General features: G+C 69.1%; 15 protein-coding genes. 8 read left to right on the forward strand and 7 right to left on the reverse strand.

The features are described 5' to 3' along the window. The first annotated feature begins 49 nt into the window (after positions 1 to 49). Positions 50 to 1,105 (forward strand): ABC transporter ATP-binding protein, encoded by a 1,056-nt coding sequence (locus AC068B_RS07295; RefSeq protein WP_478669619.1) that lies wholly within the window; start codon positions 50 to 52, stop codon positions 1,103 to 1,105. Continuing rightward, positions 1,102 to 2,151, forward strand: a complete 1,050-nt coding sequence (locus AC068B_RS07300) for an ABC transporter permease subunit (protein WP_478669621.1) — start codon at positions 1,102 to 1,104, stop codon at positions 2,149 to 2,151. The genes AC068B_RS07295 and AC068B_RS07300 overlap by 4 nt, the downstream gene beginning before the upstream one ends. Here the strand turns inward: AC068B_RS07300 and AC068B_RS07305 are convergent. Both AC068B_RS07305 and AC068B_RS07310 read right to left on the reverse strand, forming a co-directional pair. Further along, positions 2,034 to 2,423 (reverse strand): multicopper oxidase domain-containing protein, encoded by a 390-nt coding sequence (locus AC068B_RS07305; RefSeq protein ID WP_478669622.1) that lies wholly within the window; start codon positions 2,421 to 2,423, stop codon positions 2,034 to 2,036. The two genes, AC068B_RS07300 and AC068B_RS07305, sit on opposite strands and share 118 nt — an antisense overlap. A gap of 124 nt (positions 2,424 to 2,547) precedes the next feature. After that, positions 2,548 to 4,071, reverse strand: a complete 1,524-nt coding sequence (locus tag AC068B_RS07310; RefSeq protein WP_478669624.1) for an MFS transporter — start codon at positions 4,069 to 4,071, stop codon at positions 2,548 to 2,550. A 123-nt stretch (positions 4,072 to 4,194) separates the two neighbouring features. Here AC068B_RS07310 and AC068B_RS07315 point away from each other — a divergent pair, with 123 nt between their 5' ends. From AC068B_RS07315 to AC068B_RS07325, 3 genes are all read left to right on the forward strand, one after another. Further along, on the forward strand, positions 4,195 to 4,683 hold the full coding sequence (locus AC068B_RS07315; protein ID WP_478670278.1) for a MarR family winged helix-turn-helix transcriptional regulator: 489 nt from the start codon (positions 4,195 to 4,197) through the stop codon (positions 4,681 to 4,683). Positions 4,684 to 4,891: 208 nt separating this feature from the next. After that, the gene (locus AC068B_RS07320; RefSeq protein WP_478669626.1) at positions 4,892 to 5,167 is read left to right on the forward strand and encodes a hypothetical protein; all 276 of its coding nucleotides are present in this window, start codon (positions 4,892 to 4,894) and stop codon (positions 5,165 to 5,167) included. Continuing rightward, positions 5,164 to 5,571 (forward strand): type II toxin-antitoxin system VapC family toxin, encoded by a 408-nt coding sequence (locus tag AC068B_RS07325; RefSeq protein ID WP_478669627.1) that lies wholly within the window; start codon positions 5,164 to 5,166, stop codon positions 5,569 to 5,571. The genes AC068B_RS07320 and AC068B_RS07325 overlap by 4 nt, the downstream gene beginning before the upstream one ends. A 285-nt stretch (positions 5,572 to 5,856) precedes the next feature. Here the strand turns inward: AC068B_RS07325 and AC068B_RS07330 are convergent, their stop codons facing one another. Beyond that, entirely contained in the window at positions 5,857 to 7,689 is a 1,833-nt protein-coding gene (locus tag AC068B_RS07330; RefSeq protein ID WP_478669628.1) for a serine hydrolase domain-containing protein, read from the reverse strand. Between the two features lie 154 nt (positions 7,690 to 7,843). Then, on the reverse strand, positions 7,844 to 8,740 hold the full coding sequence (locus AC068B_RS07335) for a LysR family transcriptional regulator (RefSeq protein ID WP_478669630.1): 897 nt from the start codon (positions 8,738 to 8,740) through the stop codon (positions 7,844 to 7,846). 196 nt (positions 8,741 to 8,936) lie between these two features. Between AC068B_RS07335 and AC068B_RS07340 the strand changes: the two genes are divergently transcribed. Continuing rightward, the gene (locus AC068B_RS07340) at positions 8,937 to 9,815 is read left to right on the forward strand and encodes a carbon-nitrogen hydrolase family protein (RefSeq protein WP_478669631.1); all 879 of its coding nucleotides are present in this window, start codon (positions 8,937 to 8,939) and stop codon (positions 9,813 to 9,815) included. After that, positions 9,809 to 11,191, forward strand: coding sequence for an APC family permease (locus AC068B_RS07345; RefSeq protein ID WP_478669633.1), 1,383 nt, complete (start codon positions 9,809 to 9,811; stop codon positions 11,189 to 11,191). The genes AC068B_RS07340 and AC068B_RS07345 overlap by 7 nt, the downstream gene beginning before the upstream one ends. 746 nt (positions 11,192 to 11,937) lie before the next feature. On the opposite strand, the gene ychF is transcribed toward AC068B_RS07345, so the two are convergent. Further along, positions 11,938 to 13,026, reverse strand: a complete 1,089-nt coding sequence (ychF, locus tag AC068B_RS07350; protein ID WP_478669634.1) for a redox-regulated ATPase YchF — start codon at positions 13,024 to 13,026, stop codon at positions 11,938 to 11,940. A 197-nt stretch (positions 13,027 to 13,223) separates the two neighbouring features. Between ychF and AC068B_RS07355 the strand changes: the two genes are divergently transcribed. Further along, entirely contained in the window at positions 13,224 to 13,868 is a 645-nt protein-coding gene (locus AC068B_RS07355) for a DUF6542 domain-containing protein (protein ID WP_478669635.1), read from the forward strand. A 19-nt stretch (positions 13,869 to 13,887) separates the two neighbouring features. Here AC068B_RS07355 and ppgK read toward each other — a convergent pair whose 3' ends face one another. Both ppgK and AC068B_RS07365 read right to left on the reverse strand, forming a co-directional pair. Beyond that, complete coding sequence (ppgK, locus tag AC068B_RS07360) at positions 13,888 to 14,628, reverse strand: polyphosphate--glucose phosphotransferase (RefSeq protein WP_306337823.1); 741 nt, start codon at positions 14,626 to 14,628, stop codon at positions 13,888 to 13,890. Positions 14,629 to 14,649: 21 nt separating this feature from the next. Further along, positions 14,650 to 15,633 (reverse strand): 4-hydroxy-3-methylbut-2-enyl diphosphate reductase, encoded by a 984-nt coding sequence (locus AC068B_RS07365; protein ID WP_478669637.1) that lies wholly within the window; start codon positions 15,631 to 15,633, stop codon positions 14,650 to 14,652. Between the last annotated feature and the right edge of the window lie 9 nt (positions 15,634 to 15,642).

Below are 15,642 nucleotides of genomic sequence, written 5' to 3' on the forward strand. Positions count from 1 at the left end.
ACTCATCCCTCATCGCACGACTCACCCTTCATCGCACGAGGAGCATGTCATGGCCACGGCCGACCTCACCCCGGCGGGGAAACCCCGGACACCCCACGGCGGCGGACCCGGGTTCGGTCCCCCCGCCGGAGGGTTCGGACCGCCCCCCGAGGGGTTCGCACCCCCCGTCGGCGAGGCGGCGATCGAGGCCCATGGGGTCGGCAAGCGGTACCGGCGCGGCTGGGCGCTGCGGGACGTTTCCTTCCGGCTGCCGAGGGGGCGGGTGTGCGGCCTCGTCGGCCCCAACGGCGCGGGCAAGAGCACGCTGATGGGCCTGGCCACGAACATGATCCGGCCGTCGACCGGCGACCTGCGCGTGTTCGGCGCCGTACCGGGATCGACGGAGGCGGTCCTGCGGACCGCGTTCCTGACCCAGGAGAAGCCGCTGTTCCGGCGCTTCACCGTGGCCGAGACCCTGCGTCTGGGCCGCGAGCTCAATCCCCACTGGGACCAAGCGGTCGCCGAGGGCATCGTCGACGCGGGCAACGTACCCATGACGGCGAAGATCGGCACGCTGTCCGGCGGGCAGCGCACCCGCGTCGCCTTCGCCCTGGCCTTCGGAAAGCGCCCCGAACTGCTCATCCTCGACGAGCCGATGTCCGATCTCGACCCGCTGGTACGCCGCGAGCTGATGGCCACGCTGAAGGCGGAAGCCGCCCAGTACGGCACGACGGTCCTGGTGTCCTCGCACATGCTCGCCGAGCTGGAGCACATCTGCGACTACCTCCTGGTCATCGCGAACGGCACGCTGCGCCTGGCGGGCGAGGTGAACGAACTGCGCGCCGCACACGCCCTGTTCGCCGCCCCGGCCGACGGCTCACCCCTCACCGTCGCACCGCACACGGTCGTCGAGTCCCACGGCCCCGGCGACGGCAGGCCCGGCGTCCTGGTGCGGCTGAGCGGACCGATCCAGTACGGCGGACCGGCCGAGCCACCCACCCTGGAAGAGCTGCTGCTCGCCTACCTGCGCTCACCCGACGCGCCCCCGCTGATCGCCCCCAGCGCCCGGGTCGGCGACATCCACGACATCATCACCCGCGACCGGCAGAAGGCTGTGCACGCATGAGCAGCACCCTCACTCACGACCCGGCAGCCCACACGGCGCCCGACGGAAGCCCGCGGAACGGCCGGGGCTCCCGGCAGACCGGCCCCCGGCTCAGCGGTACGGCCTGGCTCGTCTGGCGCCAGCACCGCGCCGCGTTCTGGACCATCATCGTCGGCACCGTGCTGGGCGTGACCGGCATGGTCTTGCTGCGCGGGCAGATGATGGACTACCTGAACACCCTGGAACCGGCCCAGAAGAAGCCCGGCAGTACGCCGCCCGACTTCGAGAAGTACGGCGACCTGATGACCGACATCGGGGGCTACCTGAGCTACTTCCCCATCCTGGCAGGCGTCCTCCTCGGCGCCCCGTTCCTCGCGGGCGACCTGGAGTCCGGCACCGCCAAGCTGGTGACCTCGCAGTCCGTCAGCAGGCTGCGCTGGCTCACCATGAAGCTCGCCATGCCCGCCGCGCTGGTCGCGCTGTCCACCGGCGTGCTCGGAGCCGTCTTCAACTGGTGGTGGAGCCCGGTCAAGGGGCTGGTCACGCAGGCGGAATGGAGCAGCGGCTCGATCTTCGACGTCACGGGCCTGATGCCGGTGGCCTACGCCCTGCTCACGTTCTCCGTGGGCGTGGCGGTCGGCCTCCTCCTGCGCCGCACGCTGGTGTCGATGGTGGTCACGCTCGGCATCGTCGTGGCGATCGGGTTCGTCTGGGGCGAGCTCCGTTCGAGCCTGGGACACGTCATGTCGGTCAGCACGGACAAGGGCGTCGGCCCCGGTGCCAGGCAGCCGGAGCTGCCCGACATGGCCATCCAGCAGGGACAGGGCACCTACTTCCTCACCGGCTCCGGCGACCGCCTGGACTGGACGACGTGCCTCGACAAGATCGACAACGACAAGGCACACACGGCCTGCCTGGAGTCCAAGAACGTCGTCGGCTGGAGCATGGACTACCTCCCCTTCGAGCAGATGGACACGATGCAGTGGCTGGGAGCGGGGATCATGCTCGCCACCACCACCGCCGTGGTCGCCTTCATCGTCGTCTGGGTCCGCAAGCGCCTTCTGTGACGCGGATCCGCCGGGACACGGCGGGACACGGCGAGTGTGCACTGCTCTTCGGGCTGGTTGGGGGTGGCGGTGCCGGACTCGTAGGGGGCGGTCACCCCGGCGTAGGCGAGATGGAGCATCATGCCGACCTTGGCGTGGAACAGGTTGTGGCAATGGTCCATCCACAGGCCGGGGTTGTCGGCCTTGAAGATGACCTCGTAGGTCTCGCCCGGCGCCACGGGCCCGAACGCTGCGTTCCAGGCCCATCTTGCGGGCGACGTCCCGCCCGGCACCCCGCAGGTCCACGGCCTGTCCGCCTTCCCACGGGGCGGGAGCCCGCTCGACGACCGCGGCCTGCGTTCCGTGCCGTCCGGGCCGGCCGGGGACCGCTCGGCTCACACGGCGCCTGGCCGGGGCTCACACGGTGGCGTGAGGCTTGGTGCCGGAGTCGTCGGCCTTGGTACCGGAGTCGTCGGCCGTCGCCTCGGGGGTGATGCCGTGCTGCTCTTCTTCGGGTCGACCCTCCTTGGGCAGCAGGAAGGTGATCGCGAAGAAGACCACCAGCAGGCACGCCTGGACGGTCAGCGCGCGATGGAAGCCGCCGGTGAAGTCACCGGCCTTGGCCTGGGCGAAGAACACCGATCCGAAGACCGCGACGCCGATGGAGCCGCCGACCGCCTGGACCGCCGACAGGACACCGGAGGCGGATCCGATCTCGTCATCGTCGACCGCGGCCAGGATGAAGCTGAACAGGGCGGCGATCACCATGCCGGCGCCGATGCCCGCCACCGCCACGCCGGGAGCGATGTCCCAGATCGAGAACGAGGCGGCATCGAGGCCGTCGAGCTCGAACCACAGCACAGCCGCGCCGACCAACTGGACCAGCGGTCCGATCTGGAGCACCTTGCGGCCGATCTTGTCGGCGAGGAACGCGCCACTGACCGCGCCGCCGATCGCGGTTCCCACCGCCAGGGGCAGGTTGCCAAGGCCCGCCTCACCGGCGGTGAAGTGCTGGCCGATCTGGAGGAACAGGGTCAGCACGAGCTGGGTGCCGATCAGTCCGCCGAAGAACAGGGCGATGCCGCCGAGGCCGACGGTGAAGGCCGGCTTGCGCAGCAGGCCCGGGGTCACCAGCGGCTCGCGGCCCGCGGCGGCCGTGCGGCGCTGCTGGAGGGCGAAGAGGGCGAACCCGATCCCCGAGGCGGCCATGGACAGCCACGTCCACAGTGGCCAGCCGTTCTCCTGTCCCTGGTTGAGCGGCAGCACCAGCAGGGCGCAGGACGTCACGACCAGGGCGGCGCCGGTCATGTCGACCCGTACCGTGCGGTCGCCCGCCTTCTTGGGCACGAACTTCGCGGCGACGATCAGTGCCGCGATGCCGATGGGAAGGTTGACCAGGAACACCGATCGCCAGCCCAGGCCGAAGAAGTCGCCCTCGATGAGGAAGCCGCCCAGGACCGGGCCGATGATGCCGCCCAGGCCCAGGACGGGGCCGAAGATCGCGAAGACCTTGGTGAGCTCGGGGCCGGAGAAGTTCTCCCGCAGCAGGCCCAGGCCCTGGGGCAACAGCATCGCTCCGGCGATGCCCTGCAACAGGCGGAAGGCGATCAGCAACTCGATGCTCGGCGCGATCGCGCACAGCAGGGAGGTCGCGGTGAAGGACGCGAGGCCGATCAGGAACATCCGGCGCCGACCGTAGCGGTCGCCGAGTCGGCCGCCGAGCACGAGCCCCGCGCCCAGGGTGAGGGCGTAGCCGCCGATCACCCACTGCAGTCCGACGGAACCGGCACCGAGGGATTTCTCCAGGTCCGGTCCGGCGACGTTGACGATCGAGGCGTCCAGGAGATCCATGACCTCAGCGACGATCATCACCGCAAGGATCAGCCATCGCCACCGGTAGGGCTCGGTCATCTCGTCAGGAGTGGGAGACGGATCACGCACGTCAGATACCTCCATGGTGAAGTAATTCCATGATGAAGGTAAATTGAGGTGGGTAGATTGTCAAAGGCGACCTGCGGGTGCGGGTCCGGCGATATTCACGCAGGGAAAGGACGGCCGCCGGTGATGCAGGAATCGGCCCTCGACGGCGCGACGGCGCGACGCGAGCTGCTGGTGGAGGCCCTGAGGGTCTACGACGGGCACTATGCCGAGCTCAGCCGCAGCTTCGCCGCCCATCTCGGCCTGTACGCCACGGACGCGACCGCCCTGCTGGAGATCATCGCGGCCGAGGAGCGAGGCACCCCAATCTCCCCGGCCCGCCTCAGCAAACGCATCCTGCTCTCGTCGGGGGCCACGACCGCACTGCTCAACCGGCTCGAAGGCGCCGGGCACATCGTCCGCAGTCGCGAGCACAGCGACCGCCGCGTGGTGACTCTGCGCAGCAGCCAGCAGATCCAAGAGCGCGCCGATGAGTTCTTCCGCCCGTTGGCGGCGCCCATGGACACCATCGTCGGCCGCTACCCGCCCGAACTCATCGACCAGTTCAGGAACTTGCTGGGGGAGATGTGCGCCGCCATGGACACCCACCTCGCACAGGTGAACCACGACGCTTAATGGCGCGCGCCCGCCACTCGGCGCCGCGCGCTGGTTGCGGCCAGGCCAGGGATACGCAGGGGCGATGACAGGTGACGAGGGGTCAGCTGCCCCAGCACGGGATCCGCGACAAAGCACAAGAAGATCCAATGGCGCCGAGACTACGCCGCCGAATGCGGGCCGTGCAGCATTCCACCCGATGTAATAGTTCCTGTACTAGACTGGCGTCATGAAGTCACCCCGCCCCGGAGGCACGGAGAACATCTCCGTCTCGATGCCCTCGGACCTCCTCGGCGCTCTGCGCACGCGCACCGGCAAGCGCGGCGTATCCGCCTACGTGACCGCGGCGGTCCGGCACCAGCTGGCCATGGACGGGCTCGCCGAGATCGTGGCCGCCTACGAAGCCGAGCACGAGCCGTTGAGCGAGGCCGAAGTCCAGGCTGCACAGAGCGAATTGTTCGGTGACGCACCGGCGCCGTACGCGTCCGGCGACAGCTCCGCATGAAGACACCCCCGGCCAGGTCCCTGGTGCTGGACTCCCAGGTGCTATCGCTGCTCCTGCGCAACGACCGCCAGATGGTCACCCGGATCGAGGCCGCACGACGCGCAGGCGTGCCCGTCCTCGTGTCGGCCCTGACGGTGGTGGAAGCCGTCCATGGGAAGACGGATACCGCCCGGCTGCACTGGGTGCTCTCCCGCCTTCAGGTCCAGGACGTCACCCAGGCGGACAGCCTCACCGCCGTGCAACTGCTGAGCGACGCCGGCGGCCTGCACGGCCACAAGTACGCCATCGACGCCCTGGTCGCCGCGATGGCGCTCCGCTCCCCGGGGCCCGTCCTCGTGCTGACCTCGGACCGCGACGACTGGTCGCAACTGTGCGGCGACCGCGTACAGATCAAGGATGTCTGAGCTTGGCGTCTACCCTCCCGAGCCGTCAGGTGAGCCTGGGGGCGTCATTGCTTGATCGGTCCCGCCCCGCTGAAGCACCCAGGCACACGCTCCTGCCCGTCGGTTGCAGTGCCCGACGGGCAGGAGCGCGACCGCACGAAGGAAGCTGAACTGTCCACCCATCAGCGACTGTCGGCTGGCAAGAGTCTCCTATCGAACCTGGAGGGGTTCGGGTGGGACACCCCGGCAACGGTCACGGTCAGGCGAAGCGCAACCCCGGGCCGACAAGGGCGCGTTCGATGGGGTCTACCTCGCAGTAGCTGCCGCGCCGGGCATGGGCGCCAGCTTGGCGGCTTCGGCGACGGCGGCGCTCCAACTGAACTCGTTGTTGTCGCTGAAGTAGTAGTAGGTGGCGCCGTTCGGCATCATCGCGACGGTAATGCCGCCGTACCCCGACATGAAGGGGACGTAGAAGGGGCTGGTGTAGGCGGGGTTGTCGGCGGAGGTGAACTCCCGCCCCCAGAAGCCGTTCTGGTACTTCATGGGCTTGGCGCCCGTGGTGGTCATGCCCCGGGCTTCCGGTGTTTGTTGCATGGTGGCCGCGAGCAGCGTCGGGTCGAGCAGCTGCGTGCCGTTGACGGCGCCGTGGTCGTTGTTGAGGAATTTCGCGAACTTGGCGACGGAGTCCTGCGTCCAGAACATGCCGTAGCCACCGAAGGGCACCCCGCCGGGACTGTTGTCGGTACGGGAGGAGACGAAGGAGTCGGGGCCGACGCCGATGGGCTTCAGCACGTCGTCGCGGAGCATGTTGAAGATGTCGGCGCCCGAACCAGCCTTGTCCTGGAGGTAGTTGTTCATCGCGCGGGCGGCGAGGAAGGTGTCCGAGGTGTGGTAGACCCACTTGCTGCCGGGGCTGACCTTATGCGGGAAGGACAGGGCGAGACGCATCTTGTCGGCGTAGGGCTCGGCCGCGAAGAAGTCCGCCATGGTGCGGCCCGATTCGTCGGTCTCGTAGCCGGGCGAGGTGTGGTTCCCGGTGGCCATGTCGAGGGTGTGGTCGAGGGTGACGCCGCTCCAAGCGCTGCTGCCGGCAGCCTCGGGGATGCGGTCGGAGAGCTTCTCCTGGGCCACGGCCGGGCCGTAGCGCTCCGCCAGACGCATCATGGCTGTTCCCGCGAACGCCGACTTCGCGGTCGAGTACGAGGGAAGAAGCATCTGGCCGCAGAATGGGTAATTCCCTTGTCGGGTGCGACAGTTGCCCACGTAGTGGACTCCGCCGTAGTAGAAGCCGAAGGTGCTCAGCGCGGACGGCGTGACGCCGGAGGCGAACTTCGTCACGTCCACCCCGCTGTCCGGGTAGTCGCCGGCCAGCGCCGAGATGGGCTCGGTCGGGAGCCGGTCCTTGGCCTCGGATGCGTAGGCGTCGCGCAGGTTCTCGGCGCCGTCGACGGGGCCGGGCCGGTAGTGGGCCGGCACCTGTCCCCACATGTCGAACTGGAAGTACTCGCAGGTCTCCGTGGTGATCTGGTAGCGGACCTCGGAGACCGACGTGTCGTCGAAGAGGAACGTCAGGGCGCCGTTGTGCACGCAGTTGGCGTTGCGCTCGATCAGCGCGAACGGCAATGAGGCGCGCGTGCGTTGACCGTCGCCGTCCTCGTTCCACGCGCGGCCGGGTCCCACCGCCAGGTTCCACGCCGGGTTCCCCGTGTACTGCAGCCCGCGCTTCGCCGGGACGAGGTGGCTGCCGTTCTGCACGAGGGCGATGTCGACCGGTGGCAGGTGCCGGGTCGCTGCCGCGTCTGCGTATCCGTCCGGGTCTTTCAGTGCGCGGAATCCGCCGGCGGTGGAGAGGCCATCGAGGGTGAGGGTGCCTTCGAAGCTGTGGGTGGGGGGCGCCGCTTGCGGCGGCAGGGCGAAGGCGCTGTCGGGCACGGTGGCGTCGGCACTGCCCCCGGCGAGTTGGGCGGCGGTGAGTTGGGTCCGGTTCACCGCACCGCTTCCGGTGAGCGGATCACCCGGTACGGATACGGTCGCGGCGGGCGCCGCGGTCGTCAGTGGCGGGACGGCGAACAGCCCCGCGAGCACGGCGGCGACGACAGCGGCACGGCGCAGGCTTCGGACAGGGAACGGTCTCGACATGGCCCGAGGTCCTCTCGGTCGGTGACTGAGGCGGGATCCCGCCGCGTGGCGGGATCCCGCCGCATGATGGGGCGTGCCCGGGCCACCGTCCAATGCCCTCCTGGTCTGGTCAGGCTGCCTATTAGGCATACCTCCATGTAGTCGTCGCTGCAGTTCACAGGCGGGCGGCGACCTGCGGCCCGTAGCGCTCGACGCAAAAACGTGACAGCCCGGCCGCGAACGCCTCGACGCTGTTCAGCGCGTAGTGGTCGGCATCCCACGCCGCATGGAGGTGGATCTGCAGGGGTTCGCCCGAGTTGTCGAGGATCAGCAGGGGGTGCAGGTCGAATCGGGGATCGTCGGAGACCACGGCGACACCATGGCCCGACGCCGCCATGGCCTGTACGACGTGCGGGGTGTCGCATTCGAGCGCGATGTCGTACGAGGCGTCCGCGTCCTGCACGGCGTTGTCCAGGATGCGGCGGGTGCGGTGCGCCGGGGTGAGGACGATGAGGGGATGCGCGGCAAGCTCACGGATGGTGACGCGGTCCCGGCCCGCCCAGGCGTGGTCGGCACGGACGTAGGCCCACAGCGGCAGGCGGGCCACCGGGAGCCCGGCGAATCGGCTCCTCGGAGGCGCTGAGGAGACGGCTACGTCGGCGCCCCTGGCAAGGGCCTGGTACGCATGTGCCGGGCTCTCCGCCTGCACGGTGACGAGCGGATCTTCCGGCCCCCAGGTGGCCAGGAACGGTGCGATCACGTCGGTGATGGTGGTGGCCGGCGCCGCCACGGTGATCCGCATGGCACGACCTGCGGCCAGCGCGCCGACCGCGGCCTCGGCAGCGTCCGCGCGGGCGACCAGGTCGCGGGCCAGGGGCAGGAAGCGCCGGCCGGCCGCCGTGAGGACCATCTGCTTGCCGCCGCGGTCGAAGAGCGTCATCCCCAAGGTCCCTTCCAGGCCACGCAGTTGGCGCGACAGCGAGGGCTGGGCGACGCGGACCACCTCGGCGGCCTTGGTGACGGAACCGGTCTCCACGATGGTCAGGAAGTAGCGCAGCACTCGGAGTTCCATGGCAGTGGTCCCTCGGGAGACGGAGGAGGCATGACCTCCGCATGCCTCGCAGGCATGGTAACCAGCCCTGCCAAGTATTTGAGGCTATGGCCGACTGGCTGCATTCTTGTGCCACCGGAATTCCGGGTGATCGGCGACCGAATCTCCGTCGACGTCTCTCCGTACAACAATCTTCTCGATTGGCTGGTGTTCCCGCATGGCCCGCCCCCTGCCCCTGATCCTGGCCCAGGCGCCCGGTCGCCCGGCCGACGACCTCGCGGGCTTTGCCGCCGACGTGGAGCGGCGCGTGAAACTGCGCGCGCCCGGCGCCCTCGTCGTCTACCCCGAACTGCACCTCGGCGAGAGCGCCCCCGGCGTCCCGGCCGCCCCACAGGAGGCCGCCGAGCCGCTCGACGGCAAACGCGATGCGGCCTTCGCCGAGCTCGCGGGGGACCTGGGCATCTGGCTGATGCCCGGCAGCGTCTACGAGCAAGGCGCCGGTGACCTCGTCCACAACACGGCACCGGTCTACTCACCCCAGGGTGAGCGCCTCGCCGCGTACCGCAAGATCTGCCCGTGGCGCCCGTACGAGACGACCGCACCCGGCAGCCGGTTCGAGGTCGTCGATCTCCCCGGGGTCGGCCGCATCGGACTGTCCATCTGCTACGACACCTGGTTCCCGGAGATCTCCCGCCAACTGTCTTGGATAGGCGCCGAGTTGATCGTCAACGTGGTCCGCACGCCGACGAGCGACCGCGCGCAGGAAGTCGTCCTCAACCGCGCCAACGCCATCACCAATCAGGTCTTCGTCGCCAGCGTCAACTCCGCTGCCCCCTCCGGGGTCGGCCGCAGCCTCGTCATCGATCCCCAGGGCACGGTGCGCGCCGAAACCGCCGATGCCGGCGACTGCACCCTCACCGACGTGATCGACCTCGACGAGGTCGGCAACGTACGCCGTTACGGCACCGCCGGTCTCAACCGGGTCTGGAACCAGTTCCGCCCCGGCGACCCAGCCCTTGAACTCCCGCTGTACGGGGGCCGCATCGACCCCGCCACCTGGAACCCCGCCCACACCACCGAGGAGCCGGGATGTTGAACAGCGAGACCACACAGAGCACAGAGAACACCATGAGGCTGAAGGGCGACCTGAGCCTCCTGTCCGTCGTCCTGTTCGGCCTGGCCTACATCTCGCCCGGCATCGTCGTCACGATCTTCGGCGTGGTCGCCGCCACCAGCGGCGGCGCGGCCCCGACCGCGTTCGCCATCGCCACCGTCGCGATGCTGCTCACCGGGCTGAGTTACGCGAAGATGGCGCGCGCCGTGCCCGGCGCGGGGTCGGTCTACACCTACGCCCGCAGGATGCTCGACAGCCGCATCGGGTTCCTGTCCGGCTGGGCGATGCTGCTCGACTACTTCTTCATCCCGATGGTCGGCTGGCTGATCACGGCGATCTACTTCCACGCCCAGTTCCCCGACATCCCCAAGTGGGTCTGGCTGATCGTCTCGGTGGGCCTCACCACCGCCATCAACGTCTTCGGCATGAAGCTCGCGGACCGCGTCAACAAGGTCCTGATGTTCATCGCTCTGGGGTCGCTGGTCCTCTTCGCCACGCTGTGTGTCGTCTTCCTCGGCAAGCACGGCTCCTCCGCCCCCGCCGCGGACGCCGTGTGGAACTCAGGCACGTCGATCAGTGCGGTCACCGCGGCCGCCGCCATCGCCGCGTACTCCTTCCTCGGCTTCGACGCCGTCTCCACGCTCGGCGAGGAGGCCAGGGGCGGGGCGAGGACGATCGGCCGCGGCATCATCGGCTGTGTCATCGCCGCCGGAGCGATCTTCATCGTGCTGTCCTTCGTGATGCAACTGGTCCACCCCGGCGCGAAGTTCGCCGACGTCGACGCGGCCGCCTACCACTTGAAGGTCCAGGTCGGCGGCGAGACGTACGCCGAGATCATCAACTTCGTCACCATTGCCGGGTCCATCGCCTCCTGTATCGCCCTGCAAGCCTCCGCCGCCCGCCTCATGTACGTCATGGGACGCGACGGCGCACTGCCCAAGGCCGTCTTCGGCAACCTGTCGAAGAAGACCGGCACACCCGTCCCGAACCTGCTGCTGACCGCGGCCGCCGGTGTCCTCGCCCTGAAACTCGACCTGACCACCGCCACCTCGTTCATCAACTTCGGCGCGTTCCTCGGCTTCACCCTGGTGAACCTCTGCGTGATCGCCCACCTGGTCCGCGAGCGTCGGCACGGCCGCCCCCTCAACTTCTTCTCGTACCTGGTGATGCCGGCCATCGGCGTCGGCGTCTCCGTCTACCTGCTCACGAAGCTCAGTGACGACGCACTCCAGATCGGCGGCGTCTGGCTGGCGATCGGCGTCGTCTACCTGGCCGTCCTGACCAAGGGCTTCCGCCGGCCCGCACCGGAGATGACCTTCGACGACGACACCACGGCCACGGACGCAGTCACCGCGTAGCGCTCCTCCCTCACTCGGGCTCGTCGTGCGGTATCGCGACGCCGTCACCGGCCGGGGGAGGCACGGCGGATCAGACCAGCCGCGTACGCCGCCTCGCCGACCCGGGGAAAGTGGACCCCAGTGGCATCGCCGACATCCGGCAACGCGCCCCAGTTGCGGCCGCTGCCGAACCGTCAGCCCCCGGGCGCACGGCAGCGCACCCGCTTGGCCTCGGCCGAGTGCCCCAAGGTCGAGGCATCTTCCGAGAACGCTCCACAGGATCTGGGACGCTACCGCGCCCCGAGCCGGGGGTGAATCTCCGGCAGGCGCCCTTGGCGGCTCATCAGCCAGGCCATGCGGCAGAGGCCCTGATCGGCGACACCGGCACCGCACCGCTCTTGCACCTCACGATCACAGACGCACCGTTCCACCCCGACGCGGCACGACCTCGGTCACGTCGCTCTTCGTCGTGCGGAACAGCTTCAGTCTCGACACCTTCCCCTCCTCTGCCGGGAGGCCGATCACTCCGAACGGGTACTGAGTTGATCCCTCAAGCGGTCCCTATGCCGTGAAGAAGACGTGCAGGGGATTTCGCTCTGGAACTCCCACTACGCGACACCGAACAGCGCACATCCCAGCACGGGCGCCCTCCATCCCATCCCAGCACGATCCCAGCACGGGAAAAAACAAAGGGCCCGACTCCGAAGAGTCGAGCCCCTTCTGACCTGCATGTTTGCCAGATCAGCGAAGTGGTGAAACGTCACCCGCTACACATTGAAGCGGAACTCCACCACATCCCCGTCCTGCATCACATACTCCTTGCCCTCCATGCGCGCCTTGCCCGCCGAGCGGGCCTCCGCGACCGAACCCGTTGCCACCAGGTCCGCGAAGGAGATGATCTCCGCCTTGATGAAGCCCTTCTGGAAGTCGGTGTGGATGACACCGGCCGCCTCGGGAGCCGTCGCGCCTTTCTTGATGGTCCAGGCGCGGGACTCCTTGGGGCCTGCCGTGAGGTAGGTCTGGAGGCCGAGGGTGCGGAAGCCGACGTGGGCGAGGGTGGCGAGGCCGGGCTCTTCCTGGCCCACCGACTGGAGGAGTTCGAGGGCCTCGTCCTCGTCCAGTTCCGCGAGGTCCGACTCCAGCTTCGCGTTGAGGAAGATCGCCTCCGCGGGGGCGACCAGCGCACTCTGCTCCGCCTTGAACGCGTCGTCCGTCAGCTCGTCCTCGTCCACGTTGAAGACGTAGAGGAAGGGCTTGGTGGTGAGGAGGTGCAGGTCGTGGAGGAGCTCCTCGTTGCCCGAGCCCTGCACGATGCCCTGGGAGAAGAGGGTGTCGCCTCGCTCCAGGATCTCCTTCGCCTCCTCCACCGCCTTCACCTTCGGAGCGATGTCCTTCTTGATGCGCGACTCCTTCTGGAGGCGCGGCAGGACCTTCTCGATGGTCTGGAGGTCGGCGAGGATCAGCTCGGTGTTGATCGTCTCGATGTCGTCCTTGGGCGAGACCTTGCCGTCGACGTGCACGACGTTCTCGTCCTTGAAGGCGCGGATGACCTGGCAGATCGCGTCCGACTCGCGGATGTTCGCGAGGAACTTGTTGCCGAGGCCCTCGCCCTCGCTCGCGCCGCGCACGATGCCCGCGATGTCGACGAAGTCGACCGTCGCCGGGAGGACCTTCTGGGAGGAGAAGATCTCGGCCAGTTTCGTGAGGCGGGTGTCGGGGACACCGACCACGCCCACGTTGGGCTCGATCGTGGCGAACGGGTAGTTGGCCGCCAGCACGTCGTTCTTGGTCAGGGCGTTGAACAGGGTCGACTTGCCGACATTGGGCAGACCGACGATTCCGATCGTGAGCGACACGTTGCGACTTCCCGTACGTGAGGGCTGTGGGTGGACGGCCCGGAGGGCCGGAGCGACCGTGGGGCGATCCCCCAGTCTACGGCGTGCGCCCGCCGCCCCCGCCTGCCCGTCGTCTCCGCATCGAACGCATGGCCAAGGTCGGCCCAAGGGCGTGTCCCGTGACGGATTCGGCGCCGCGCCCCGCCTAGGTTGGTCCAGTGGAGCAACACAGGACGCGTCCCCCTCAGTCCGGCCCCAGGCCCACCTCCCCGGCCCGGCCCCGCCGGCCCGCCCCGCTGCCCCCGCAGGGACGGACCGACGCGTCGGGCACGACGTACCGGGCGACGCCCCGTCCGCGCCGTCCCGTTCCGCCGTTCGTCCGGGCCCTGCGCAGGACACCGCTGTACCGGACGCTGCGCCGCATTCCGAACCCCCGCCTGACGGGGCTCGGCAGCGGACTCTTCTGTACGGCGGTGATGTTCCTGCTCGCCTGTCTGCTGCGCCTGGTCGCGGGTGGTTCCGTCGTCGCGTACGGCGTGCTGTTCCTGCCCGTCGCCGCGCTGACGGCCCTGTGGGTGCGCCCGGCCGACCTCGTCACCGCCCCGGTGGGTGTGCCGATCGCCTTCGCCGCCGGGGTGCTGCCCGTGGCGGAGGGCACGGCCGGGCTCGGCGGTCAGCTCATGGGGCTCGTGACGACGCTCGCCCTGAACGCGGGATGGCTGTACGGCGGGACGCTCGTCGCCGGGCTCATCGTGACCGTACGGAAGATTCGGCTGATGGTGTTGCGGCGGCAGGGGCGGCAGGAGGGGGGCAGGCCGGAGCGGGGCGGTCCCGCCCGTGGGAAGCGGCTGCCTGCCGCCTAGCCGACCCCGGCTGTACGCCTCACTCGTCCGCCGCCGCCATCGCCGCCCCCACGATGCCCGCGTTGTTCTGCAGCTGGGCCGGGACGATCTCCGCGGAGATGCCCTCGATGAGCGGCAGGAACTTGTGCGCCTTGCGGCTCACGCCGCCGCCGATGATGAACAGCTCGGGCGAGAACAGCATCTCCACGTGCGCGAGGTACTTCTGTACGCGCCGCGCCCAGTGCTCCCAGCTCAGGTCCTCGTCCTCGCGCGCCTTGGAGGAGGCCTTCTTCTCCGCGTCGTGGCCGCGCAGCTCCAGGTGGCCGAGCTCCGTGTTCGGGACCAGGTGGCCGCCGGTGAAGAGCGCGCTGCCGATGCCGGTGCCGAGGGTGAGCAGGATGACCGTGCCGGTACGGCCGCGGCCCGCGCCGAAGTGCATCTCGGCGACGCCCGCCGCGTCCGCGTCGTTCAGGACGGTGACCGGGACACCGCCTAGCCGGTCCGAGACCAGCTTGCGGATGTCCGTGCCGATCCAGCTCTTGTCGACGTTGGCCGCGGTGCGCGCCGTGCCGTTCGTGATCACCCCGGGGAAGGTGGCGCCGACCGGGCCAGTCCAGCCGAAGTGCTGGACGACCTCGCAGACGACGTCGACCACGGCGTCCGGCGTGGCCGGGTCCGGGGTCAGTACCTTGTGCCGTTCCTCTGTCAGTTCTCCGCGGTCCAGGTCCACGGGTGCGCCCTTGATCCCGGATCCGCCGATGTCCACGCCGAAGATCTGCATGGCCCCCACGGTACGGCGCGGTCAGCGCTGTGACAGCTCGGCAGCCTCGGCGCGCAGGTCCCTGCGGAGCTCCTTGGGCAGCGAGAAGGTGATGGACTCGTCGGCCGTCTTGACGGTCTCCACGTCGCCGTAGCCCCGCTCGGCGAGCCACTCGATGACGCCGTCCACCAGCACGTCGGGCACGGAGGCACCCGAGGTCAGGCCGACCGTGGTCACGCCCTCCAGCCACGCCTCGTCGATCTCCTCGGCGTTGTCGACCAGGTACGAGGCGGCGGCGCCCGCATCGAGGGCGACCTCGACCATGCGAATGGAGTTCGAGGAGTTCTTGGAGCCGACGACGATGACCAGCTCGGCGTCCTCGGCGAGCTTCTTGACCGCGATCTGACGGTTCTGCGTGGCGTAGCAGATGTCGTCGCTGGGCGGCGAGAGCAGGTTCGGGAACTTGCCCTTCAGGGCGTCGACGGTCTCCATGGTCTCGTCCACGGAGAGGGTGGTCTGGGAGAGCCAGACGACCTTGTCCGGGTCGCGGACCTCGACGTTCGCGACGTCATCGGGGCCGTCGACCAGCGTGATGTGGTCGGGCGCCTCACCCGACGTACCGATGACTTCCTCGTGGCCCTCGTGCCCGATGAGGAGGATGTCGAAGTCGTCCTTGGCGAACCGGACCGCTTCCTTGTGGACCTTCGTGACCAGCGGGCACGTCGCGTCGATGGTGGCGAGCTTGCGCTCGGCGGCCTCGGCGTGGACGGTCGGGGCCACGCCGTGCGCGGAGAACATGACGATGGAGCCCTCGGGGACCTCCGCCGTCCGGTCGACGAAGATCGCGCCCTTCTTCTCCAGGGTCTGCACCACGTACTTGTTGTGGACGATCTCGTGGCGTACGTAAATCGGGGCCCCGTACTGCTCCAGGGCCTTCTCGACGGCGATCACGGCACGGTCCACGCCCGCGCAGTAGCCACGGGGAGCGGCGAGCAGGACACGGCGGGAGCCAGGCGTAGCAGTCATGCCCACCAT

It is taken from the genome of Streptomyces sp. NPDC042371 (assembly GCF_056437465.1).

Bases quoted from the DNA above. Each gene is read 5' to 3' on its own strand.
- AC068B_RS07335 (WP_478669630.1), bottom strand. From the start codon at position 8,740: ATGGAACTCCGAGTGCTGCGCTACTTCCTGACCATCGTGGAGACCGGT.
- AC068B_RS07330 (WP_478669628.1), bottom strand. From the start codon at position 7,689: ATGTCGAGACCGTTCCCTGTCCGAAGCCTGCGCCGTGCCGCTGTCGTC.
- AC068B_RS07365 (WP_478669637.1), bottom strand. From the start codon at position 15,633: ATGACTGCTACGCCTGGCTCCCGCCGTGTCCTGCTCGCCGCTCCCCGT.
- ppgK (WP_306337823.1), bottom strand. From the start codon at position 14,628: ATGCAGATCTTCGGCGTGGACATCGGCGGATCCGGGATCAAGGGCGCA.
- AC068B_RS07340 (WP_478669631.1), top strand. From the start codon at position 8,937: ATGGCCCGCCCCCTGCCCCTGATCCTGGCCCAGGCGCCCGGTCGCCCG.
- AC068B_RS07295 (WP_478669619.1), top strand. From the start codon at position 50: ATGGCCACGGCCGACCTCACCCCGGCGGGGAAACCCCGGACACCCCAC.
- AC068B_RS07315 (WP_478670278.1), top strand. From the start codon at position 4,195: ATGCAGGAATCGGCCCTCGACGGCGCGACGGCGCGACGCGAGCTGCTG.
- AC068B_RS07345 (WP_478669633.1), top strand. From the start codon at position 9,809: ATGTTGAACAGCGAGACCACACAGAGCACAGAGAACACCATGAGGCTG.
- AC068B_RS07320 (WP_478669626.1), top strand. From the start codon at position 4,892: ATGAAGTCACCCCGCCCCGGAGGCACGGAGAACATCTCCGTCTCGATG.
- AC068B_RS07325 (WP_478669627.1), top strand. From the start codon at position 5,164: ATGAAGACACCCCCGGCCAGGTCCCTGGTGCTGGACTCCCAGGTGCTA.
- AC068B_RS07300 (WP_478669621.1), top strand. From the start codon at position 1,102: ATGAGCAGCACCCTCACTCACGACCCGGCAGCCCACACGGCGCCCGAC.